Annotated in this window: 20 protein-coding genes; 9 read left to right on the top strand and 11 right to left on the bottom strand. The window is 52.6% G+C overall.

The genetic code is table 11. The features are described 5' to 3' along the window. Window positions 1–66 precede the first annotated feature (66 nt). Window positions 67–963: an AraC family transcriptional regulator gene (locus tag JNUCC32_RS26255; RefSeq protein WP_192570289.1), complete on the bottom strand. Its 897-nt coding sequence runs from the start codon at window positions 961–963 to the stop codon at window positions 67–69. A 221-nt stretch (window positions 964–1,184) separates the two neighbouring features. Then, window positions 1,185–2,261, bottom strand: a complete 1,077-nt coding sequence (locus tag JNUCC32_RS26250; protein WP_015737922.1) for a branched-chain amino acid aminotransferase — start codon at window positions 2,259–2,261, stop codon at window positions 1,185–1,187. A 123-nt stretch (window positions 2,262–2,384) separates the two neighbouring features. Here JNUCC32_RS26250 and JNUCC32_RS26245 point away from each other — a divergent pair, with 123 nt between their 5' ends. Then, the gene (locus JNUCC32_RS26245; protein ID WP_015737923.1) at window positions 2,385–3,275 is read left to right on the top strand and encodes a LysR family transcriptional regulator; all 891 of its coding nucleotides are present in this window, start codon (window positions 2,385–2,387) and stop codon (window positions 3,273–3,275) included. Window positions 3,276–3,336: 61 nt separating this feature from the next. Here the strand turns inward: JNUCC32_RS26245 and JNUCC32_RS26240 are convergent, their stop codons facing one another. From JNUCC32_RS26240 to rlmN, 6 genes are all read right to left on the bottom strand, one after another. After that, entirely contained in the window at window positions 3,337–4,155 is an 819-nt protein-coding gene (locus JNUCC32_RS26240; protein WP_192570288.1) for a GNAT family N-acetyltransferase, read from the bottom strand. 450 nt (window positions 4,156–4,605) lie between these two features. Further along, complete coding sequence (locus JNUCC32_RS26235; protein ID WP_015737925.1) at window positions 4,606–5,142, bottom strand: GNAT family N-acetyltransferase; 537 nt, start codon at window positions 5,140–5,142, stop codon at window positions 4,606–4,608. A gap of 297 nt (window positions 5,143–5,439) precedes the next feature. Then, complete coding sequence (gene mphI / locus JNUCC32_RS26230) at window positions 5,440–6,381, bottom strand: macrolide 2'-phosphotransferase MphI (protein WP_192570287.1); 942 nt, start codon at window positions 6,379–6,381, stop codon at window positions 5,440–5,442. Window positions 6,382–6,890: 509 nt separating this feature from the next. Beyond that, window positions 6,891–7,184 (bottom strand): DUF6509 family protein, encoded by a 294-nt coding sequence (locus JNUCC32_RS26225; protein WP_192570286.1) that lies wholly within the window; start codon window positions 7,182–7,184, stop codon window positions 6,891–6,893. Between the two features lie 269 nt (window positions 7,185–7,453). Then, on the bottom strand, window positions 7,454–7,924 hold the full coding sequence (locus tag JNUCC32_RS26220; RefSeq protein ID WP_192570285.1) for a DUF3052 domain-containing protein: 471 nt from the start codon (window positions 7,922–7,924) through the stop codon (window positions 7,454–7,456). A 150-nt stretch (window positions 7,925–8,074) separates the two neighbouring features. Continuing rightward, the gene (rlmN, locus tag JNUCC32_RS26215; RefSeq protein ID WP_015737928.1) at window positions 8,075–9,136 is read right to left on the bottom strand and encodes a dual-specificity RNA methyltransferase RlmN; all 1,062 of its coding nucleotides are present in this window, start codon (window positions 9,134–9,136) and stop codon (window positions 8,075–8,077) included. A 320-nt stretch (window positions 9,137–9,456) separates the two neighbouring features. On the opposite strand from rlmN, the gene JNUCC32_RS26210 reads away from it, so the two are divergent. Both JNUCC32_RS26210 and JNUCC32_RS26205 read left to right on the top strand, forming a co-directional pair. Continuing rightward, window positions 9,457–10,938 (top strand): NAD(P)/FAD-dependent oxidoreductase, encoded by a 1,482-nt coding sequence (locus JNUCC32_RS26210; protein ID WP_192570284.1) that lies wholly within the window; start codon window positions 9,457–9,459, stop codon window positions 10,936–10,938. A 59-nt stretch (window positions 10,939–10,997) separates the two neighbouring features. Continuing rightward, window positions 10,998–11,603, top strand: a complete 606-nt coding sequence (locus JNUCC32_RS26205) for a TetR/AcrR family transcriptional regulator (RefSeq protein WP_192570283.1) — start codon at window positions 10,998–11,000, stop codon at window positions 11,601–11,603. A 90-nt stretch (window positions 11,604–11,693) separates the two neighbouring features. Here JNUCC32_RS26205 and JNUCC32_RS26200 read toward each other — a convergent pair whose 3' ends face one another. Then, complete coding sequence (locus tag JNUCC32_RS26200) at window positions 11,694–12,653, bottom strand: metallophosphoesterase family protein (protein ID WP_192570282.1); 960 nt, start codon at window positions 12,651–12,653, stop codon at window positions 11,694–11,696. Between the two features lie 192 nt (window positions 12,654–12,845). On the opposite strand from JNUCC32_RS26200, the gene JNUCC32_RS26195 reads away from it, so the two are divergent. The 3 genes from JNUCC32_RS26195 to JNUCC32_RS26185 are packed head-to-tail and all read left to right on the top strand — an operon-like array spanning window position 12,846 to window position 15,332. Further along, the gene (locus JNUCC32_RS26195; protein WP_192570281.1) at window positions 12,846–13,616 is read left to right on the top strand and encodes a DeoR/GlpR family DNA-binding transcription regulator; all 771 of its coding nucleotides are present in this window, start codon (window positions 12,846–12,848) and stop codon (window positions 13,614–13,616) included. Window positions 13,617–13,619: 3 nt separating this feature from the next. Next, complete coding sequence (locus tag JNUCC32_RS26190; RefSeq protein ID WP_009592723.1) at window positions 13,620–14,471, top strand: DMT family transporter; 852 nt, start codon at window positions 13,620–13,622, stop codon at window positions 14,469–14,471. A 57-nt stretch (window positions 14,472–14,528) separates the two neighbouring features. Next, window positions 14,529–15,332 carry an alkaline phosphatase family protein gene (locus JNUCC32_RS26185; RefSeq protein WP_192570280.1) on the top strand — a complete coding sequence of 268 codons (804 nt, stop codon included), beginning with the start codon at window positions 14,529–14,531 and terminating at the stop codon, window positions 15,330–15,332. A gap of 21 nt (window positions 15,333–15,353) precedes the next feature. Here JNUCC32_RS26185 and JNUCC32_RS26180 read toward each other — a convergent pair whose 3' ends face one another. Then, complete coding sequence (locus JNUCC32_RS26180; protein WP_096775711.1) at window positions 15,354–15,884, bottom strand: cysteine hydrolase family protein; 531 nt, start codon at window positions 15,882–15,884, stop codon at window positions 15,354–15,356. 200 nt (window positions 15,885–16,084) lie between these two features. Then, window positions 16,085–16,564, bottom strand: a complete 480-nt coding sequence (locus tag JNUCC32_RS26175; RefSeq protein ID WP_192570279.1) for a MarR family winged helix-turn-helix transcriptional regulator — start codon at window positions 16,562–16,564, stop codon at window positions 16,085–16,087. Window positions 16,565–17,059: 495 nt separating this feature from the next. Here JNUCC32_RS26175 and JNUCC32_RS26170 point away from each other — a divergent pair, with 495 nt between their 5' ends. From JNUCC32_RS26170 to JNUCC32_RS26160, 3 genes are all read left to right on the top strand, one after another. Continuing rightward, window positions 17,060–18,154 carry a LacI family DNA-binding transcriptional regulator gene (locus JNUCC32_RS26170; RefSeq protein WP_192570278.1) on the top strand — a complete coding sequence of 365 codons (1,095 nt, stop codon included), beginning with the start codon at window positions 17,060–17,062 and terminating at the stop codon, window positions 18,152–18,154. 35 nt (window positions 18,155–18,189) lie between these two features. Further along, complete coding sequence (locus tag JNUCC32_RS26165; protein WP_192570277.1) at window positions 18,190–20,382, top strand: GH92 family glycosyl hydrolase; 2,193 nt, start codon at window positions 18,190–18,192, stop codon at window positions 20,380–20,382. 233 nt (window positions 20,383–20,615) lie between these two features. Next, a complete protein-coding gene (locus JNUCC32_RS26160; protein ID WP_192570276.1) occupies window positions 20,616–22,283 on the top strand; it encodes a spore germination protein in 1,668 nt (555 codons plus the stop codon). Window positions 22,284–22,310: the final 27 nt, after the last annotated feature.

Raw genomic sequence — 22,310 nt, 5'->3', positions numbered from 1 at the left:
ATATGTTTAAGATACCGCTTCCACAGGTTGCCATCTACTGTTATACGATCAAGGAGTGATACTATCTTACTGTTTCTTGGAACTCGTGGCGGAGGGGATCATGGGACTGCCTGCATAAGCGCGCTCCCGGACCTCGCTTGGCGAAGACCCGACATGCTGCTTGAACAGACGATTGAAATTGGACAGATTCCGGAACCCGCAGGTTTCCGCGATCTCGATAATCTTCTGGTCCGTCGTCTCCAGCAGGTGCACCGCATGGGTCAAGCGCAGCTGGATCAGATAATGATGCGGTGAGGTTCCGACCGCCTGCTGGAACAGGGCGCTGAACCGGGAAGGGCTCAGATGCGTTAAATCCGACAGCTCCTGCAGCGTCCAGCCGTAGTCCAGATGAAGCTCCATCGTGCGCAGGACTTCTTTTAACGCGTGCATCCCCCTGCCCTTGATCGGCCTGTGCTCCTGAGCCGGAGACGACAGATGACGGTTCGCCAAGCTCAGGAAACGAATGAGATCCGAACGGATCAGGCTCATATAAGAGGTCCCCCGGGCTTCATACTCCTCCATCATGCGCCGAAGCAGCCGGGCCAGTTCATCGTGCACCGAAGATTGCCTGTCTACGTTTCCGAGCGAGCGGAAGGGAGCCATCAGGTCCGGATCGAACTTGAGATCGATGGACAGCAGGGAAGGCTCGAACATAATGACGTCCATGACCAGGTTCTCGGTCTCATACGCGCGGTGCAAATCATTGCTGTTGATGAATATGATATCCCCCTGCCGAAACGGGAGCTTCATCCCGTTGATCAGAATAAAACCGGTTCCGCCTTGAATATAGTTAAGCTCCAACGCATGATGCCAATGCAGGCGCTGGGCTCCGGCGAATATGCCGTGCGTGGTCGACGCGGTAAACGGAAAGGCAGCGTTCGTAAAATCTATGGCGTCCGGAACGACGCTTTGCGGACGATTCACTTCAATTGCACCTCCATGCCTCGTAAATAACGTGTCAACGATGTACTCACATCGTAACATGAGCGCCTCTCTTAAGAAAAACATGGAGCGACGTTTACGCTCAGATGATTAGACCGCAAGCTGCGGCGAGATAGAAGGTAAACCACGGAAACCTTATTCTTGCCCGTGAAAAAAAAAGGACCCGCCCCCAAGTATGCCTGGGGCGGATCCTTACAGGTGCATTAAGATAATGGAAGTTCAACCGTCCAGCCGAACGGATCCTCAACGGTTCCGAGCTGGATGCCCGTGATGGCATCATAAACGCGTTTGGAAAGCTCGCCGGTCGCTCCCTCGCCAATCACCAATTGCTCCTCCTGCCATTCCAGTGAACCGATCGGCGATATCACCGCTGCCGTGCCGGTGCCGAAAGCCTCGGTCAACAAGCCGCTGCGGTGAGCCTCCACGATTTCATCGATGGAAAGGGCCCGCTCCTCCACGGGGATGTTCCAATGCTGCAGCAGCTGGATGACGGAGTTCCGGGTAACCCCATCCAGGATGCTTCCGTTCAGCGCAGGCGTTATCACCTTATCGCCGATCTTGAAGAACACGTTCATGCTGCCGACTTCCTCGATATATTTGCGGTGCACGCCATCGAGCCACAGCACCTGCGAATATCCCTTGAGGGTGGCTTCATCCTGCGCTTTCAAACCTGCCGCATAGTTGCCGGCCGTCTTGGCATTGCCCACGCCCCCGGCAACGGCACGCACGTATTTCGGCTCCACGTAGATGCTGACCGGATTGATGCCTTCCGCATAATACGAACCGACCACCGACAGGATGATCATAAACTTGTATTGCAGCGACGGCGCTACGCCGAGCACGGGCTCGGTTGCGATGACAAACGGACGGATATAGAGCGATGTGCCCGGCTCGGAAGGAATCCAGTCGCGATCCACGAGCACGAGCTGCTTGAGTGCTTCCATCACAAGCCCTTCGTCCAATGTCGGAATGCTCAGGCGCTGGTTGGACAGGTTCAGCCGCTGAATATTTTTGTTCGGACGGAACATGAGGATCCGCTGATCTTCCGTCAGGTAAGCCTTCAGGCCTTCGAATACGGTCTGGCCGTAGTGAAATACTTTGGCGGCAGGATCAAGCTCGATCGGCTGGTACGGGACGACGCGCGGGTCGTGCCAGCCTTTGCCGGCATCGTAGTCCAGAATAAACATATGATCCGTAAATACCGTGCCGAAAGCCTGTTTATGATGGCTCGGCTTCTCCTTCGGGGTGGTCGTTAATTCCACGGATATCGCGTAAGTCATGTGCACACATCTCCTTATTTTGCAAACGTTATTAGTTGAATCATATCAATCGATGCCCTATATTAAAAATATCTGATTTATAGGGATACCATACCTTTAAGGTATGGAGAGGAGGTATGAAAAATGGACATTCGGCAGCTGCGTTATTTCCTGACGATAGCCCAGGAAGGACAGATCACGCGTGCGGCTAAACAGCTTAACATGGAGCAGCCTCCATTAAGCCGTCAGCTGAAGCTGATGGAGGAAGAACTCGGCGTCCTGCTGTTTGAACGCAGCGGCAAGCAGCTTCAGCTCACCCATGCAGGCGAGCTGCTGCAGAGCAGGGCCGCCTCCCTGCTGAACCAGTTCAATGAAACGCTGACCGAGGTGAAAGAGATCCACGCGGGAGTCCGCGGCATGCTCTCCATCGGTGCCGTCGTCTCCTGCATTTCGCTCCTGCCTCAGCGCATCCATATCTTCCGGCAGCAATATCCCGAGGTCACCTTCAAGATTCGGGAAGGCGACCACTCCCTGCTGGCCGATCAGCTCGACAAGCGTAATATCGAGCTCGCAGTGACCCGGCTTCCGTTCGAATCCAGCTTCGGGCCCGAGCGTTATGCCGTTCAGCCCCTGCCCTCCGACCCGTTCGTCGCGGTCATTCCAAGCAGCTGGGAGAGCATTGCCTCCCATTCGGAAATCTCGATGCGCGAGCTGGCGGAATATCCGTTCCTGTCCTTAAAAACCGATCAGACGATCGGGATGCATGAGCGGGTCATTCAAGAATTCAAACGCGGCGAGCTTGAGCCGCGCGTCATATGCGAATGCTCCAGCGTTGCCATTATCGTCGCTTTGGTAGCCGAAGGCATTGGCGCCACCATTTTGCCCGAGTCGGTCATGTCCTCCTTCGCGATTCCCGACATCCGGACGCTGTCCATTACAAGCGCTGATTTCCAATCGGACGTGGGCATTGTTTGGCTCAGGGATCATGTCCTGTCCAATCGGGCCCGGCATTTTCTAGCTACCTTTATAGAATAACACTTGTTGAGGCCCCTCGTCTTCCCCAGCTTTGTCCAAGCCTTGCCGCATCGGGTCTTCGTTATCCATTGTGGACAAACTTGAGGTCGCTAATCGTCCCGCATCGGGTAAACCCGATATGTTGATACAGCCGGTTGGAGTCCGGGTTGGCCTGGTCGGCGTACAGCACGGGAACCAATCCTTCCTGCAGCAGGATAGATCCAAGGTCTGCAACCAATGCGCTGGCATACCCTTTTTTTCGTTCCTCCTTGGGCGTGTACACCGCGTTGATGCGGCCGTGCCTTGGCGACCGGTGCGCAATGTTGGCCATCGATACCGTGTGGCTGCCGGCCATCCATACATATAACCCGCCCTGCTGAATGAGTCGTTCGGCGGTCTCGACCTGGCTTGCCGCATTCGCTCGGACCCCATAAGCATCCTCCGAGAATCCGACCAGAAACCGGGCCACCTTCTGCGTATCTTCCACAGCGGCTCGTCTGATCCTCCCCTCTACGCCTAAAGGTCTCTTGACGGCGGGGGCATGGTAAGACTCCATCGTCATCTGATGACGGTAGGCCCCATGGCGCTCCTCTGCGTAGCAGCTGGCGAACTGCTCGGCCACGCCCGGTTCTCCCGTTACGCCCGGCAAGGCTGCTTCCCCCAGCTCGCTGACCAGTTCTCGAAGCAGAAGCTGCCGCCGATCCATGGCAACGTCCCGGGATATCCATAACCAGGCGTTCCCGCGGGGCGACTGCGCATAGATCATGCGTCCGTCCGGCGATTTCAGGCCTATGCGCTGCGGCGACCCCGCAATGAGATGGATCAGGTTGTACGATACCTCATCCCGAATAAATTCTTCCCGGCACAGCGCCTCGTCCTGTGGCATCAGCTTCGTTAACATGATTCATCCCTCTCCTCTTCCCATGATCTTTCCCTGCCGACCCAAGTGGTGGACCGATCGGCACGGCCCCGCCGCCTTTTGGCGTCTCCGGCATCCCAGAGAACACAAAAAAGCCCCGTCCCCTGTAGGGACGGAGCCTTGTCTCCGCGTTACCACCCTGATTCGTGCCGGCTAGCCGGGCACGCACTCTTGTCATCATCCATCAATGATGCCCCATGGTAACGGCTGGGTAACCCGGATACGCCTCAACATAAATCGGCGGATCTGCTCCGAGGTGATGGCCAATTCATCGCCGCTGACTGCTTCGCACCGCCCAGCAGTTCTCTGATTCAGCGTCCTTTGCGATCTTGGCGTCCTCATCCAAGCATTTTTCGAAAAATTTAACTCAGTTTATCCCGGCATCATCCGGCTGTCAAGCCCTATTCCAACTAGGATGCTTAAGTCCCCGTCTTATTTGTTATTAAAACGGAAGACCAGCATATCCCCCTTCTCCGGATGAACGCCATCATGCTCCGTATACCGTCCGCCCGTGTACGTGTTTAACGTTTTGCGCCAAAAAATCTGGGTGCTCATATTGCGCTCGGTCGGATTCGTCTGAAGCTCCCATGCGCCTTGGAACTGATCGAACACAAGCTCAGCCGCTCGTTGGGCTACACCTTGTCTTCGAAAAGTCCGAAGCACAAAAAAATCATTCAAGTAGTACTGGATATTCGGCGATGGAATGTATGGCGTCGTCGCCACCAGGGCCAACCCTGCCGCAATGCCATCTACGGATATCAGATAAGGAAAAAGAACCGACGGCTGCTCCCACCACACATCGAGCTGCTTGCTCTGCTCGCTTAAGGTCGGCACATCCTCTTTTTCAAATACACCGAACCGGTTAGGACGGACCCCCCATATCTCAGCAATGTCATGCAAGTACAGCGGATATATGTTATGCAGAATAAATGACTGTTCCTTCGGGCATAAACGTACCTCAATATTCACGGTCAATCCCTCCTTAATGAATGATGTATGTAAGTTTAGTATGTCTAGGATAACATATTTACTCTTCCAAGAGGTTTACAGGTATGTAAATTGCGTTACGAAATGGAGTAAAATACGTTAAACCTACTCCTTATTTCACCACGATTTCATTATATGTCCTACGGCTCATCCAAAATTATGTTGAATTCTGTTATTTATATCATGCAAAGAGCCAACCGAATGTATGCGTCGGTTGGCTCCTTAATTTCTGCGGAATCAGGGTGGATCGGATCGGGCACCTCGCCCATCCCCGTCCTCTTAATTCGAACCAGCTTGCTCCGTCAAGCCCAGCGCATTCCGCGCCATCGTCATATATTCTTCCTGACCCGTAAGGAGCGCGAACTGGGCGATCAGCACGGGATAAGCCGCATGCTGCTCGACAATATGGTCGAACATGCGCGGCCATACCTTTCCTCCCGCTTGTTCATACCGATCCAACAGGACACGAAGATTAGGCTCGCCGTATATGGCGTAATACAGCACGAAATCTTTGGCGGGACTGGCTACCTCCGACTCCGTCCAATCCAGCAGCCCGGTAACCCTCACGCGCTCATCAATCAGGATATGCGGCGGATGAAGATCTCCGTGGATCAGCGCGGAATGCGTTGGCCAGTAAGAATCGTCTCCCAGCCACTTCTGCCACCTCTCCCAGAGCGTTTCGGAAACGCCTAGGCGGTCCTTGATGTCGTCCATGTTTCGGGCAGTCTCCTCGCGAACTTCTTGGGGGCTTTTTACCCGCAGGCCTGCGGCTCGGGCTGCATCGTGGTCGATTCCGTGCAGGGCGACCAGTGCCTCAGCCAGGGAGTGAACGAACGGCTCACCCGGATTCTCGGCATCCATATTAAATGCATATCCTTCCATGCTGACGGAAGCGGCAGGCTGCCCGCCGAGCAACGGGTAGGCGATGAGCTCCGGCGTATATATGCGCCAATCCGGCACGTCGACCGGCAGATGGGACTGGATCAGCTGCAGGACCCGCGCCTCATTATCGGCCCTGTCCAGCACATCCGTTCTTCTCGGCTTCCGCAGGATCCACCTTGCCCCGGTCTTGGCCTCCTCCGCAAATCCAACGAGAAAGTCCATCCCGGATTCATTCATCTCAATGCCTTCGGGATTCAAATCCACCCCGTGCTTACCGGCTATCTCCAGCATCTCTTGGATCACTTGCGTATAATCGTCATTAGGCTTTGCTATTGTCATAAGGAATCCATTCCTTCCATATTTCATTGATATCGTAATAGGCCGTTATCACAACAAAAAAAAGCACAGGCAACGAGCTGCCTGTGCTGGGTAACCGAAACGGGACCTTACCGTCCACCGTTCCTGGAAATGCCTACTCGAATACACGTTCAAATACGGGAAGGTGAAGACACCTCTTATCCCGCACATGAAAAAACATGCACTCCTATAGACATATCATAAAAATGGGTTACGTAAAAATGACGGACCCATCCCGATTACCCTGCAACTGTGCAGGTCTCTTTAGCGCTATTTCATTAGCCGCGAAAAGATCTCAATCGGGAATAATCCAACATACGTAACCCTCCGTTCATCCTAAGTTGTGTATAACTTTACCAAAACCACGAAATCTTTGCAAGAACTTCTTGAGCAGTTTGCTGCCTTCATCAGGCGACGCATAACACGCAAGTTCACACGGGATGAGCAATGAAGCCCTCAATGACGCTTTTCTAACCGCATCATCATGCCTCTTAGGCTTCTTCCTGCAAATGCTCCCTGCAAAAAGCCGTGAGTTCTTCCTCTTCCTCGGGCTCCATATCAAAATCCAAATACTGATCCGTTGTGCGCTCATAGAAATCGTATTTGACGATACGCGAAGCATCCTCATCATCCAGGTAGATCACTCGCAGGTAGACGCCATGCTCCGAATAGAGCTCGTCATCCTCCGGCACGTCCAAATCGCATACAAACTCAAAGCGTTTGCCGGTCAGGATTCCAAACGGGTCCTTCACCTGTTCGACGCTGTATTCTTTGATCGTTAACATATTCCCACCCTTTCTATCACTCTGCTTATTATACACAAGAGGGCGCCCATCCCTACACTCTTTCTAATTGCTCAAAGGCTGCCTCTGCCGGAAAATCAGGGCCGTTCCCCAATTTACGATTCTATCAGCGCATACCTTTAACGAGCTGCAACGAACTCACTTACGGTAAAAAAGAAGACCACCCAAGAAGAGCACGTATTAGGAAGACAAAATGACCCTCGCAGGGGTCATTTTGCTGATTCGGGTTATAAAAATATCCCTGAAGCCGATCACTTGCCGTCCTCTTGACCGGTTCGTTCCTTCCCCTTCGCGGTTGCGGCGAACGATCGGGTCATCGTCTTGATCAGCTCCGCTTTGCGGTAACGCAAGGCGGACCAATCCTCGTCGATGGCGATCTGCCGAACGGGCTCATAGCCTTCGTTGGCAAGGATGCCCGTAACGCTCTCCCGGCTGCAATCGGAGTTCGTATACGTCTTGGACGTTTTCTTGGGGTAACACAGCCAGAGCAGGCCGTTATCCGCCACGGAGCCGGCTGCAATCTCGGCCAGCCGCCGTAATTCTTCATTGCTTGTCCCAAAGGCCTGCACGAAATCGTAAGGTGCTTGCACAGGCTCCGTATGAACATCTCCCTGCAGGGAACTGATGACCTCTTGATAGGCCTGCGGTGCGTTAAGCATCAGAACCGGCTGGCCGAGGTCCTTGTACTGCAGCTTTTTGATGATTGGATGAATCTCCGGCATTTCTGCTCATTCCTCTCGCGATGGATTCGTATAGGCCACCTACCTGCCCCAATTTAAGAAGAGCATACCCATACGAATGGATACGCCCTTACTTCTCGGCAACCCATGGTGCGTTGGTAATGCCTCCAAGAGATGCCCGTTGTCTGCTTGTTACTGAGCCTTCTTGATCTGCTTGCTGCGCAGCTGTCCGCAGGCTGCGTCGATATCCGTGCCATGCTCCAGCCGCACGCTGCAGCTGATGCCCTGTTTCTTTAAGGTATCGTAAAATGCGGTGATCGATTCCTTGGTGCTGCGCTGGTACTGGCTGTGCTCATCCACCGGGTTGTACGGAATGAGGTTCACGTTCGCCAGATTGCGGCGCTCGCCCACGAGCTCGGCCAGCTCGAGCGCATGCTCCCGCTGATCGTTCACATCCTTCAGCAGAATGTACTCCAGCGTGATGCGGCGATTCGTTTTTTCCAAATAGTAATCAATCGCTGCCATCAGCTTCTCGATCGGAATCGCTTTGTTGATCTTCATGATGCGGGTCCGGATCTCGTCGTTCGGCGCATGCAGGGAAATGGCGAGGTTCACGCCCAGATCGCTGTCCGCGAACTCGACGATTTTGTTAGCCAGCCCGCTGGTCGATACCGTAATATGACGCGGGCCAATCGCAAGCCCTTTATGATCCTTGATCACGCGAATGAAATCCGACATGTTCTCATAATTGTCAAAAGGCTCCCCGATCCCCATTACGACGAGATGGCTGACCCGTTCGCTGCTGCCTCTCCGATCCAAGTGAAGCTGAACCTGCATGACCTGCTCCACGATTTCCGCTGCGGACAAATCCCGGCTCTTCTTCAGCAACCCGCTGGCACAGAAGCTGCAGCCGATATTGCACCCGACCTGTGTGGTCACGCACACCGACAATCCGAATTTATGCCGCATCAATACGGTCTCGATCAGGTTGCCGTCCACCAGCTTGAACAGAAACTTAACCGTGCCGTCCAGGGACTCCTGCTTGGTATGCTCCTCCAAGGTCAGGATCGTATAATGTTCCTCGAGCAGCTGCAGACATTCCGGATGCACATCCGTCATATCGGAAAAAGACGTTACCCGCTTCCGATACAGCCATTCCCACACCTGCGTTGCCCGAAATTTTTTATGTCCACGCTCGCCTAGCCAAGCCGTCAACTGATCTAATGTTAATCCATAAATGGATGGTTTGTTCATTGATTGGTCCTCTTTCTATTCATAGTCCACTCCTTATTGTCCCAAAATTCCGAGGGGAACACAAGGGGAGTTATAGGCAATTCACGCTTCTTGGACACAAAACGGGATTGACATATCCAGGAAATCCCTTTATCTTATTATTGACTGACTGAATCAATCATAATTTAGGGAGACGGAAAGAATTACAACTTCCCGTTTATGCTTAGGGAGCTCACTCCCAGTCAGTCCGTCACCTTCGTCCAAATCAGAAAATCAGAAAACCAGATTGTTTTTTTGTTTAAAATTGACTGATTAAATCAATCTACATTGGAGGTAATCAAATGGATTCCAAAGGAAAAGCGCTGATTCTTGGTGGAGGCATAGCCGGACTATTCGCCGCCAACGTGTTATCGAGGCATTATGAGGAGGTGGTCATCGCCGATCGGGATGAATTTCCCGCAGGTCCGGAGAATCGAGCCGGTACGCCGCAGGCTTATCATCCCCACCGTTTTCTTGAACGCGGCAAAATGATCGTTGAACGATGGTTCCCCGGCATAACCGAGGAACTGCTTCAGCAGGGTGCTCACCCCCGAGCGCAAAAGTCCGTTAAAATGACCAACCGTTTCGGCACGCTGGAACTGCCCGATGAGCCTAATGCGGGATGCAGCCGATCCCTGCTGGAGTGGACCCTTCGCAGCAGAGTGGCTACGCTGCCAAACGTTACTCTCTTACCGAAACTGACGGCGCAACAATTGCTGTTTGACGCCGGCAAGAAGGCCGTTACCGGCGTTGTGTTCCGGGACAGGAACGTCAAGGAGCCGGCGCTCCTTCATATGAATGCGGATATCGTCGTGGATGCAAGCGGTCGCGGGTCCAAGCTGGCTGATTGGCTGCAGGACCTCGGTTATGCGATACCGGAGGCTGAACGGCTGCACATCTCTCTCGGCTACAGCACGCGGCATTATAAGGTGCCTGAGGAAATCCATACGGCGTGGAGCACCATCGTGAACGAAGGAGACCCCGCTCTCGGCATCGGCACGGCCGTCTTCAATCCGATCGAGAATCAGCTTGCGGAGATCGTGCTGTATCGAGCGGGAGGGGCATCTTATCCGACAACCGAAAGCGATCTGTACAATCAGGAAGCCGAGGATCTATTCGGACCCGCCATCGGAAACTTGCTTGAGCAGTTGGAGCCTGTTTCGAGTCCGCGAGGCTACCGGATCGAAGAGTGCGTGAGACAGCATTTCGAGGAGATGGAGGACTGGCCCTCCGGTCTTCTAGTGCTTGGCGATGCCTTCTGCAGCTTCGATCCGATATTCGGCCAAGGCATGACGGTGGCGGCTATCCAGGCAGACACGCTGGACCGCTGCTTGCAGTCTAAGCAGGAAGGAGTCCTGCTTGAACAGGGATTCGAGCGTTCGGCACTTCAGGAGATTCAATCCGCCATAGAACCTGCATGGTGGCTTAGTGCAGCGGCCGATCTAAGATGGGCAGGCGTGAAATACGAAGGCCGACTGTCCGCCCAAGGGTTTTCTTTTGCCCAGAGGCTGTTCGACATATGCCAGGAACTGGCTTACAGCCACCACGACATGGCCGTATTTGAGCAGTACATGATGGTCACCGGCCTGTTCGCTTCGCCTAATGATCTGTTTAATGCTAAAAGCATCACCGCCATCGTGAATGCGGATTGTTCCGGACAGGGCAACGCTTGGCTCGATCAAGCGCTGGAAGAGGCCGGGGTGCCGCTGGAGGAGCTATTGGAGCAGATCATCCCCGCTTTCAAGACGGAATTCCTGCCCTTAACCATGGGATTGCCCGAATAATCCAAATGCGTTATTGTGGATATCAGCAAGAGAATACCATGGTGAGGGATTGACAAGAAATGGCCCCGTTGAATGAAGAACAACTGCATCAAATACGCGACGAACGAAAAGAACAAATCATGCGAGCAGCCATCAAAGTATTCTCAAAAAGAGGTATTTTCGGAACCAAAATGAGCATGATCGCCGGCGAAGCCGGGGTCAGTCACGGCCTGCTTTATCATTACTTCAAGTCCAAAGACGAGTTGTTCATTACGCTCGTACAATGGTCAATGGATGAGGCACGGCACGCGCTCTCCGACATCTATGACGTGCCCGGTACCCCTCTTGAGAAAATTACATTGCTGACCTCCATCATTCTTCAAGAGGACGATAATTCGCACTTCATGCTGATTCAGCAAGCACGCACCTCGGATGGCGTGCCGGAAGAGGCCAAACGGATTATCGAGAGCTATTCCATCCATGCCTTCGTGGATCAGCTCATGCCGCTGTTCGAAGCCGGACAGCAGGCAGGAGAGATCGCGGCTGGCGATCTGAGAGAACTGGCGGCCTGTTATTTATCCGTGCTGTCGGGATTAATGACGCTGAAGTCCCAGGAGGATCCGAGCTATGCGCCTCCTAGAGCGGAGCTGCTGCTGCGCATGCTTACGAACGGACAGGGAAAATAACGCAAACAAACACACCTCTTATGAACATGGCGGTTATGAACCCGGCCATTTCATGAGAGGTGTGTTTGTTACTGCCGTGCGTGTCGTGTATCAGTCAGACGCCCCGGGTTCATGCTTCTCCTGCTCCCGGATCTGCGAGCCGTCGCTCAGCGTGATCCAGGTGTCGAACTGCCGCTGTCCTTCATGCAGGCAAATGACCCTTGCCCCCCGGAGCATGCCTTCGCGGCCATATGTGCCATACCCGGTCGCTCTGCCGTAGCAGAGGCGGATGCCGTGCAGTTCGCCCCAATAATCATTGATGTGATCATGTCCTGCGAACGTGCCCATCACATCCCCTTGCTCGAGCATCGCCGCGAACAGCCCGGTATTCACCTCCGGGCAACACACCTTCTCAAACTTGCTGCCATAACACGTCCTACGCTCCCACACCTCTCGATACTCCGGCAGCGGGATATGGAAAAAAGCCAATGACGGCAGCGGGCTCCCCTGATGCTTGGCGCTGTATGCCCGGGACGCCATTTCATACCACCGGATCTGGTCGCGCCGGATCCAATCGTATCCCGGAACGGCAGGGTGTTCAGATTCTCTCCCTGAGTCGAAAAAGTACAAAACGGCCGCCGTCTCTTCCCCGTTGCTGCCGTATAAAGGCAGCGTATAATTCCCTACGCCATGAATATCCGGCGAGCCGTGCTCTGCGCAATTATAAGCGTGCTGCATGGCGACATCCATCAGCTCTTCGCGCGTGACCTCGCCCTCCGTATCGTGGTTCCCGAATACGAAGGCCCAGCGGATTCCGCGGGACTCCACCGCAGACACGGCATCCTTGAAGGCCTGCGCCGGATCCTGGCACTTTCTATAACCGGTGTCGGCTTCGCCGGAATAAATAAGATCGCCCGTAAACACCACCAGATCGGGCTGCTCCAGGTCGAGCACCGTCTCCATGCAGCGCCTGCTCATCAGATCCTCCGGCTCCCCATTCTTCCAATGAATATCTGTAAACTGCACAATCTTGAAGGTATGATCGTCTCCGAATCGAAGAATCGGCTTCATCGCACATTGCCTCCTTTTACTTGGACATGTGGTTTTCATGTTGGTTGTTGTGGTTTTATGTGTATATTAGAGGAGAAAACGCCCCGAAGTCAATGATTTTTGTTGACATCGTCAATTATCCATCCTAATATAAGATCGAATCCACAACTTCGGTCATCATCAGTCATATATCACATGGAGGCGAATGCACTTATGTCCGTAACCTATGAGGAGCGCAGATGGAAGATTTTGAATCAATTGGAGCTTGAAGGCAAGGTGAAGGTCCACGCCTTAGCAGAGCAGCTGGAGGTATCCGCCGAAACGATCCGGAGGGATTTGGACCGGTTAGAAAAAGAAGGCCAACTGCGCAAGGTTTACGGCGGCGCCGTCAAATCGCGTTCCGGGCATATCGAGCCGTCCTTCACCAGCCGTTCCCAGACATGCGCGGAAGAAAAAGCCGCGATCGGCAAACTCGCCGCCTCCCTTGTCAAGGATGGCGAAACCGTTCTGCTCGATAACGGGACGACCACGATTGAGGTCATGCGCTATCTTAAAGACCGGCCTGATGTCACGGTCATCACCCATTCGCTGCCTATATTGAATCTCGCGATGGAGATGTTTCAGGGGAGGATTATTTTTATCGGCGGAGATATGGACCGGACCAAGCAAGCGTCAACCGGACCTCTTACCGAAATGCTGCTGGAGCAGTTCAAGGTGAATAAAGCGTTTATCTCGGTTGGCGGGATCTCGTTAACCGATGGCATTACCGATTATGATCTGGACGAAGCTTATATCTCGCGAAAAATGCTTGCGCGTGCGGAGGAAGGCATCGTTCTCGCGGACCATACGAAGCTTGGGGTAACCACGTTCTCGAAGCTCGCCAAGCTGAATGATATCTCCATGGTCATCACGGATCAAGGATGTTCACGGGAATGGATGGATAATCTGTCCGCCCGCGGCATCGAAGTGCTCATAGGACAATAGCCGATGGAGCTGCTGTCACTGCTGCTGGTGCTGTCTTCCGGACTGACCCATGCCCTTTGGAATCTGTTTACGAAGCGAAGCATTCATAAATCGGTATTTTTGTGGTGCATCCACTCCGTCACGTTAGTCTTTCTGATGCCTTATTTTATCGTGGAGATGTCGGGGCTGCGGCTGGAACTGCCCGTTTACGGTCTTATGCTTCTGTCCATGACCATTCAAGGCTGCTATATCACGCTGCTCTCCAAAGCCTATACCCATGGCGACATGTCTCAAGTGTATCCGTTCATGCGGGGGCTTGGCGCCATGTTGACTTCGCTGTGCAGCCTCGTGTTGTTTCATGAACAATTAAGCACGGCAGGCTATATGGGGCTGAGTCTTATCATTTTTTCGCTGTTCGCTTTATCGGGTTTGAGGCTCAGGGGCCAATCCAGCGTAAACCCCAAAGCCTTGCTATATGCTTGTCTGGTCGGGCTTTGCATTTCCGGATATACCCTGACCGACAAAGCCATTCTGGATGCAGGGGTCTCCCCCGTCTCGCTGATCCAGTTATCCAACATCAGTTACTTCGTCGCCCTGGTCGTTCCCGTGGCGCTGTCCAGGCAGCTGAAACGGGAATGGTCGGTGAACTGGCGCACGATTCTGCTGGGCTCCATCCTGGCACCGGGTTCGTACTTGCTGTTCCTGTTTGCCATGCGGCTCACCCCGCTTGCGCACATTGCCCCGGTCCGTGAAATCAGCACGGTGTTCGGCACCGTTCTGGGCATCATCGTGCTGCGCGAACAGCAAGGCTGGCGGCGAATCGTCATGTCAGCGCTTATCACGATAGGCATCATCACGATTGCCCTATGGGGGTAGGAATCGGCTGCATGAATTCACGAAGATCAAAATGTTCATACCGAGGAGGATCTATCGATGGCTAACCGTGTCGTTATTCTTGGAATTGATGGAGCAGGCGGGTTCATTCAAAACGCGGATGCTCCGCATATTCACGCTCTGCTGAAGGCAGGAGCATACTCTTACGATGCTCAGACCGTATATCCGAGCATTAGTGCCGAATGTTGGGGCTCGTTGTTATACGGCGTAAAACCGGATCGACATGGTCTTGATAATGACCGGGCGATCCACGGCAGGATTCCGGAGGACTTCCCCTATGCCTCGCTGTTCAAGCTGGCTCGCCGGCAATGGCCGGATGCCCCCTTGTCTGCATTCAGCTGCTGGGCACCGATCAACACGGGAATCATTGAGAATACGATTAACGTTCATATGGAATCCAAACCGGACCCCGAGCTGGCGGAGGCCATCGTCGATTATATTCATCAACAGCCCGATTTCAAGCTGATGTTCATTCAGCTGGATCACCCCGACGGCGCCGGCCACAAGCACGGATTCGGTACGGATCTGCAGCTGGAGCAAATTGCCGTAACCGATCAGTACGTAGGCATGATAGTCAAAGCACTCAAAGATCAGCAGATGCTGGAAGACACCTGGATCCTTACGGTCACGGATCACGGCGGAGGAGGCGCACATCCTAACGATCACGGAAGTGATCACCCCATGGATATGACCATTACTTGGGGAATTACGGGCCCAGGCGTAAAGCCCGGCCTTATCGAAGCACCGATCGGCATCATGGACACGACCGTCGTCATCGGTCAAGTCCTGGGACTGCCCGCTCAGCCTTGCTGGGAGGGAAAAGTGCCCGAAGGCATACTCTAACTCCAAATAAAAAGCCGGCGTTTACGCGCCGGCTTCTTCTGTACAAAGGGCTTCTTCCGTTGTCTTGATGTCCGCAAACCATCTTAGCGTTGCATTCACGTGATCGATGATCTGCTGCGCCGTTAACGCCGAATTGTTCCAGGTGCTGTGGGCATCGGACACCAGCGTGACATCATAGCCCAAACTGGATGCTCTCCGGCAGGTGGTATCCACGCATAATTCGCTTTGCATGCCCGCAAGGATTACATGCTCGATGCCCTGCCTCTTCAATTCCTCCTCAAGCGTCGTATGGTAGAAGGAATCCGGTCTTGTCTTCTGAATGACGGTATCCGACATCGCAGGCGTGATCTCAGGATTAATCTTCCAGGCCTCCGAACCTGCCTTCAACCCTTCGTCATTATGCTGGATGTAAATAACAGGAATGCCGCCGCTTCTGGCTTTTGCGATCAGCTGCTTGAGATTGTGGAGCAATCGATCTCCTTCGTACACCGGATCATTTACTTGAAACATCTCATTCTGCACATCAATGACCAACAGCGCGCTCTTCTTCAACTATAACAACCTCCCGTACAGATCATAATCATCCCTTTCCATTATAGAACGTTTGTTCCCAACTTGTATATCAAAATTTGTGTCTCATTCTTAAGGAGGGAGTACCCTACCACGCAAAAAAAGGAATCCGCTCTTAAGGGGACTCCTTATCATGGCTGACCCATCCGGGTCGCTATAAGAGCAGTGATGGTTCCTCTCCGCTACTCTTCTTCGACGCTAATCCGAGGGTTTGACGACTTCTTTTTTAAGTTATACTGATGGAGCTTTCTCATAGTCTTGTAAAGCTGCTGTAGTTCTTGATCATCCAAAACATCAAACATGGAGGTTTGAAAATCCGACAGCAGCGGGATAATTTCTTGCAGCAAGGCTTGTCCCTTCTCGGTTAGGGAGATGTACTTCACCTTCCAATCCTGCTTGCGGACAATCAGGCCCAGCTTCTCCAGCCGTTTCACCATGTGGGAAACGCCGCCGCCGCTGATGGACAGATATTCGGCCAGCTCCTGCTGAGATAGAGGTTGGTGGGCCATGACCTGGATCAGCACGTCGAATTGGGCAACGGTAATGCAGAAAGGCTGCAAAAACTCATTCGAGATGTGATTGCCGATCTGCTGAAACCGGGTGATCCGAATCCATGACAGCATGGCTAACCGGTTCTCCTGATGAAATCCCAATTGCTTCATTGATTCCATTGACCTCCTCTATCGTAATCACAGTCAATTTATCACTCAAATGATAAGCTGTCAAATCATGTACATAAAGCTGATACCAGCCAGCATCAAGGCTGCCAAGATGCAATATGCCAAGGGTCAGCATGATTACTAGAATAATAAATGTGCCGGAGCAGGTCCAACCCGCTGAATACATACAGATTTATATTTGATATATAAAATATTTTTGATTTTCGATCAAATGATATACCATTTAATCGATATTTCAGTGCTCATCTTCTCTATTTAGCGGCTCGGCGGACGTTTCATTCCGAAGTATAACCAGGGATACTATCCTTATAATAACAACCATACTTTAATAACCCCGTCTAGCACATATCGGGAATTCCCACTCCAGCCTTTCCGTATGTTCAACCATAACAACCGTATCTTCTTATTCAAATGCATCTTTAAACTTTGACATTCTCCCCACAAAATGATATATCAAATTTAGCGAGGTGATCTCAAATGGAACAAATTCCACTATATCAACATATCGTCAACGCTCTAACAGCCAAGATTGAATCCGGGGAGCTTCAGGCTGGAGACCAGCTTCCGACCGAAGCCGAGATTTCGAAGGAATATAAGGTCAGCCGGATTACATCGAAGAGAGCGCTGAACGAGCTGGAGAATGCCAAGCTGATTTACCGGATCCAGGGCAAGGGGAGCTTCGTGAGCGACGCTACGGCTGATCACCGACCATTGAGCAAGACTGGCAAAGAGATTCTGCTGATTCTTCCGTTCGCCCATAATCCGGGACTCGGCGATTACGAGAAAGGCATCAATGAATATCTCGCAACGACCGACTATAGCTTGAACATTCAGTCCAATACGATTGTCGGGCAGCGCAAGCTGTTGGAGACTGCGCTTCAAAGCGCCCATTCCGGATTGATCCTCTACCCGATCAGCAGCATCTCGGACCTTGGCATTCTGTATCAATATCACCTGGCAAAGTACCCGCTTGTGACGATGGACAAGTGCATTGAAGGCATCCCCTTCCTGTCGGTCGTCTCCGATAACTTTGACGGCGGATACCAAGCCTCCAAACATCTGATCGAGAACAATCACAAAAAAATCGCCTTTATCTCCTCCTTGAAGGTAGAGAATTCCTCTTCCATCCGGGAGCGGTATTTCGGTTACTTGAAGGCTCTGTATGATTACAGCCTGATCGATTACAGCGTCAATGACTTGACCGACCGTTACTTAACCCATGACCACGACAACGGCAGAGAATACTATATTCAGTTTATTCAGTCCGTCGTGAACCAAGGAATTACGGGGATTGTGGCAGAGAATGACCTCATTGCGATCGAGATCATTCAAATCGCCAAGGAGTTGGGCTTGTCCGTTCCGGACGATTTCTCCGTGGTCGGTTTTGACGACATTCATCTCGCGAGCTTCGTTGAACCCAAGCTGACCACCATATCGCAGGACTTTGGACAGATGGGATATCAGGCTGCACGGAACCTCATATCCCTCATAGAGCACTCTCTGGAACACCCTCTTGAGAATGTGGTGATTCCCGTTCGGCTCATGGAACGCCAGACCGTGAAGAAGTTATAATCCGCCTATTCCTCAATAACAAAGGAGACTTTTACATGCTGAACTATGTCGATACCAGACAGGGCACCAACAACCAATATACCTTTTCCAACGGGAATGCACTCCCTTACACGGGTGTGCCGTTCGGTATGAACCACTATGTCGTGCAGACCAAAAACGAAGGAAGCTGGTTCTTCAACCCCAATGACCGCATCTTCCAAGGCATTCGCCTGACGCACCAGCCGAGTCCGTGGATGGGCGACTTCGCCCACTTCCTGATGACTCCGATCGCAGACGACAAAATCAGGGGTTCCGTCTTCACCTGCCAAAGCTCGTACCGGCCGGAGGAAGCGATATTCAAGCCTCATTATCTCAAAGTGAAGCAGCAGCGCTACAACATCACCACGGAGCTGGTACCGAGCTGCTATGGCGCGTCGCTGCGCATCAAATACAATTCCGGGCAGCAGGCTGGCCTTGTGCTAAACGTCCAAAGCCAAAGCGAGTTCCGGGTGGATGCTGCCCAGCGCAAAATGACCGGTTATGTCAGCAACTTCGCAGACTGTCACGATAAAGGATTCCGCATGTACGTGGCCATGAGCTTCAGCAAGGACATGGATCTCTCTGCGACCGGTTACTACGACGCCGAAGGCCAGTTCTTCCCGGAGGTCGCTTTCGTCAATGCGGACCAGCATGTCGTCATTCGCTTCAAGGACTGTGAAAAGGGCACCCTGGATGTTAAGCTGGCGACCTCTTTCATCAGCCAGGAGCAAGCGGAGCTTAATCTGACGCGCGAGCTCGACACAACCTTGGACGAACAGAAAGAATTGGCGGCGGAAGCCTGGAATCATTACCTGAACAAAATCCGGGTCACTCACCCGAACGAGGAATATATGCGCACTTTTTATACCTGCCTTTACCGCATGTTCTTGTTCCCGCAAAAATTCTATGAGCTCGATGCCGATATGAAGCCGGTTCATTACGACACAACGGCCCGATCCGTCAAGAAGGGCGTGCTCTATACCAATAACGGCTTCTGGGATACTTACAAAACCGTATATCCACTCTATTCCATCATCGCGCCGAAGGAATATGAGGAAATGCTGGAAGGTTTCCTGAATTCTTACCGCGAGACCGGCTTCCTGCCAAAATGGCTGTCCCCGGATGAGCGCGGACTGATGCCGGGCACGCTTATTGACGCGGTCATCGCGGATGCGGCGGCAAAGGGACTCGCCCAGCATCTGCTGCCGGAACTGCTGGAGGCCATGCTGACCGCAGCCACCACGCAGAGCGGACAGAATTGTTATGGACGTCAAGGAACGCTGGACTACATCAAGTACGGTTACGTTCCGAGCAGCTATCATGAGAGCGTAAACCACACGCTGGATTACGCATACAGCGACTATTGCATCAGCCGCGTGGCCGATGTGTTGGGCCGGTCGGACATAGCCGCTCAGTACAGACAAAGCGCGCTCAACTATCAGAATATATTTGATGCGGAGACCGGCTTCATGCGGGCCAAAGATCAGAACGGTCAGTTCCGTCCGAATTTCAACGACACGAGCTGGGGACTCGATTATGCCGAGGGAAGCGCTTGGCAAACCAGCTTTGCCGTATTCCAGGATTTCCAAGGCTTGATCGAAGCGTATGGTTCGAAAGAACGCTTTTTCGACAAAATTACCGAATTGTGCAACAAAGCGCCAGACTTCGACGTCCGGGGCTACGGCTTTGAAATTCATGAGATGAGCGAGATGGCCGCCATCGATTATGGCCAGCTGGCGATTTCCAACCAGCCGAGCTTCCATATTCCTTATCTGTTCAACTATGTAGGGCAGCCCGCATCATCCCAGGTGATCCTCAAACAGCTGATGTCGAACCTGTTCAACAGCGGCTTTGACGGCTTCCCGGGCGACGAGGATAACGGCAGCATGTCCGGCTGGTATGTGTTCAGCTCCATGGGCTTCTATCCGGTATGTCCAGGCAGCAATGAATATGTGCTCGGCATCCCGCTGTTCGACAGCGTGAGCATTGAGCTGCCAAACGGCAAACAGATGTTGATTCATACCGACAACAACAATCCGCAGTCCAATTTCGTGGCGAACGTGCAATTGGAGGGACAGGATTACACTAAACTGTACATTACGCATGAGGATATTCTGGCAGGAAAATCCCTCGATTTCCGTCTTGGATTGGCTCCAAGCTACCGTCATTACAGTGCGGAGGAACTGCCGTTCTCGATATCGAAGAAGTAAGAGCTTCAGCTTAACTCGCATCATAAGGACATCCCATCAGGTCAGCGGCCTGGGGGATGCCTTTTTTTTTGCGTATCCAGTTTTCCAGCGCCCATTCGTCATCATTGGAAGGCAGACCCGTGGGTCCCCTTCTCTAATATTGAAAATACAGGAATTTTCAAGATCGCCTCGGGTAACAATACACATGATTCGCATTATGACCCAATTGCTAAGAAACTGCGGGGTGATTATCGGTGTGGTCCGTCATTGCGTCTTATATTCCGAAGTGGACGATATTTTTCCAAGCCTTTCTGCTCTTTTTTGTCCCCGTCGTGATGCTGCTGTTCTCCAAATGGTTTCACAAGTCAATCAACTCAAGCTTTTCCCTAAAGCCCAACATCCCCTCTTCACCCGTGAGGGAGGATAGCGTTTCGCCAGACGCTTCCCTAACGGGACTTTACGACACGGATATCACGTCGGTTCGCCAAGCGATCGGTGACAATGCGGACGTGGAAATCAGAGAATTTACGATACGGGGCACGCGAACGCGGGCGGTCGTCGTATATGTGGACGGATTGCTGGATAGCGACCTCATCGACACCCATCTTATAAGACCCCTGATGCTGGAGGGGGTTCCGGAAACGGAGCACGACAACTTTAATGATTCGAGCGATGCCATCAAAGCCTACATCAGCAGCCAGATGCTGCCGGTATGTGAGATTAAGCATGTTCGTCAATTATTGGACCTTGTACAAGCCGTTCTTGCAGGCACGCCCTGTTTATTGGTGGATGGAATGCAAGGAGCCTTTTTGGTGGGGTCGGCCAAGGGAAAAAGCCGAAACGTAGAAGAGCCTCTATCGGAAGCCCTTCTTCGAGGTCCCCGTATCGGATTTACCGAAAGATTGTCAGACAATACAGGCCTGCTTAGGCTTCATGGAAAAAATGAAAGTCTTCAGCTCACCCGATTCGAGGTCGGAAACCGGGTAAAAAAAGATCTGGTCGTCGCCTACATGAAGGACATCGCCGACCCCAATCTGGTAGATGAAGTCGTTACGCGCATCCGGAAAATCGAAATCGACGATCCGCTTGAATCGGGATACATCGAGCAATTGATTGAAGAAAACGTCATGAGTCCTTTTCAGCAAATCCAAAATACCGAGAGACCGGACAGGGTCATCGGTGCTTTGCTGGAGGGACGGGTAGCCATCCTTCTTGACGGCACGCCCTACGCGTTAATCATGCCGGTCACGTTCAGCATGCTGCTCCAATCGCCTGAAGACTATTACGAGAGATGGATCTCGGGCTCCTTTGTCCGCTTATTGCGCTTTCTCTCCGCCCTTCTGGCGCTGCTGGCACCCGCACTGTACATTTCGTTTATTTCGTTTAATCCCGGGCTGATACCCACCAAGCTGGCGTTGACTATTATCGGGACGAGGCAGGGCGTGCCCTTTCCCTCGATCATCGAAGCGCTCATCATGGAGATCGCCATTGAAATTTTGCGGGAGGCCGGGATCCGGCTTCCGAAACCCATTGGACCTGCGATGGGCATCGTGGGCGGTCTGATTATTGGCGATGCTGCCGTAAATGCCGGAATTGTCAGTCCGTTTCTCGTTATTGTCGTAGCTGTAACCGCGATCTCCTCCTTCACGATCCCGGTCTACAGTGCCGGCATTACACTGCGCGTCCTCCGGTTTACCGCGATGTTCTTTGCGGCAGTGCTCGGTTTGTTCGGCGTCGTGATGTTCTTCCTTTTACTGTGCAGTCATCTGGTCAGATTGAAGAGCTTTGGCGTGCCTTACGCAAGCCCCATGGTGCCTTACGGTATCAACGACTTGAAGGATTTCCTCATCCGCTTCCCCTTGAAGGTGATGAAGAAACGTCCCCGACTGTTAAAACCGCAGGATCCCGATCGTCGAAACTAATCATTCCAAGCACGAAACGAGGTGAGG

The sequence above is a fragment of the Paenibacillus sp. JNUCC32 genome (assembly GCF_014863545.1).
Classification (GTDB): Bacteria; Bacillota; Bacilli; order Paenibacillales; family Paenibacillaceae; genus Paenibacillus_AQ; species Paenibacillus_AQ lautus_A.
Note: the sequence above shows the minus strand (reverse complement) of the source record. Positions and strands in the feature narration are given on the sequence as shown.

What these genes read in the sequence shown, in the direction of transcription:
- JNUCC32_RS26240 (WP_192570288.1), bottom strand. Translation starts at nt 4,155, where the DNA reads ATGTTAACGAAGCTGATGCCACAGGACGAGGCGCTGTGCCGGGAAGAA.
- JNUCC32_RS26175 (WP_192570279.1), bottom strand. Translation starts at nt 16,564, where the DNA reads ATGAAGCAATTGGGATTTCATCAGGAGAACCGGTTAGCCATGCTGTCA.
- JNUCC32_RS26170 (WP_192570278.1), top strand. Translation starts at nt 17,060, where the DNA reads ATGGAACAAATTCCACTATATCAACATATCGTCAACGCTCTAACAGCC.
- JNUCC32_RS26190 (WP_009592723.1), top strand. Translation starts at nt 13,620, where the DNA reads ATGGAGCTGCTGTCACTGCTGCTGGTGCTGTCTTCCGGACTGACCCAT.
- JNUCC32_RS26205 (WP_192570283.1), top strand. Translation starts at nt 10,998, where the DNA reads ATGGCCCCGTTGAATGAAGAACAACTGCATCAAATACGCGACGAACGA.
- JNUCC32_RS26210 (WP_192570284.1), top strand. Translation starts at nt 9,457, where the DNA reads ATGGATTCCAAAGGAAAAGCGCTGATTCTTGGTGGAGGCATAGCCGGA.
- JNUCC32_RS26225 (WP_192570286.1), bottom strand. Translation starts at nt 7,184, where the DNA reads ATGTTAACGATCAAAGAATACAGCGTCGAACAGGTGAAGGACCCGTTT.
- JNUCC32_RS26200 (WP_192570282.1), bottom strand. Translation starts at nt 12,653, where the DNA reads ATGAAGCCGATTCTTCGATTCGGAGACGATCATACCTTCAAGATTGTG.
- JNUCC32_RS26250 (WP_015737922.1), bottom strand. Translation starts at nt 2,261, where the DNA reads ATGACTTACGCGATATCCGTGGAATTAACGACCACCCCGAAGGAGAAG.
- JNUCC32_RS26195 (WP_192570281.1), top strand. Translation starts at nt 12,846, where the DNA reads ATGTCCGTAACCTATGAGGAGCGCAGATGGAAGATTTTGAATCAATTG.
- JNUCC32_RS26245 (WP_015737923.1), top strand. Translation starts at nt 2,385, where the DNA reads ATGGACATTCGGCAGCTGCGTTATTTCCTGACGATAGCCCAGGAAGGA.
- JNUCC32_RS26165 (WP_192570277.1), top strand. Translation starts at nt 18,190, where the DNA reads ATGCTGAACTATGTCGATACCAGACAGGGCACCAACAACCAATATACC.
- rlmN (WP_015737928.1), bottom strand. Translation starts at nt 9,136, where the DNA reads ATGAACAAACCATCCATTTATGGATTAACATTAGATCAGTTGACGGCT.
- JNUCC32_RS26220 (WP_192570285.1), bottom strand. Translation starts at nt 7,924, where the DNA reads ATGCCGGAGATTCATCCAATCATCAAAAAGCTGCAGTACAAGGACCTC.
- JNUCC32_RS26185 (WP_192570280.1), top strand. Translation starts at nt 14,529, where the DNA reads ATGGCTAACCGTGTCGTTATTCTTGGAATTGATGGAGCAGGCGGGTTC.
- mphI (WP_192570287.1), bottom strand. Translation starts at nt 6,381, where the DNA reads ATGACAATAGCAAAGCCTAATGACGATTATACGCAAGTGATCCAAGAG.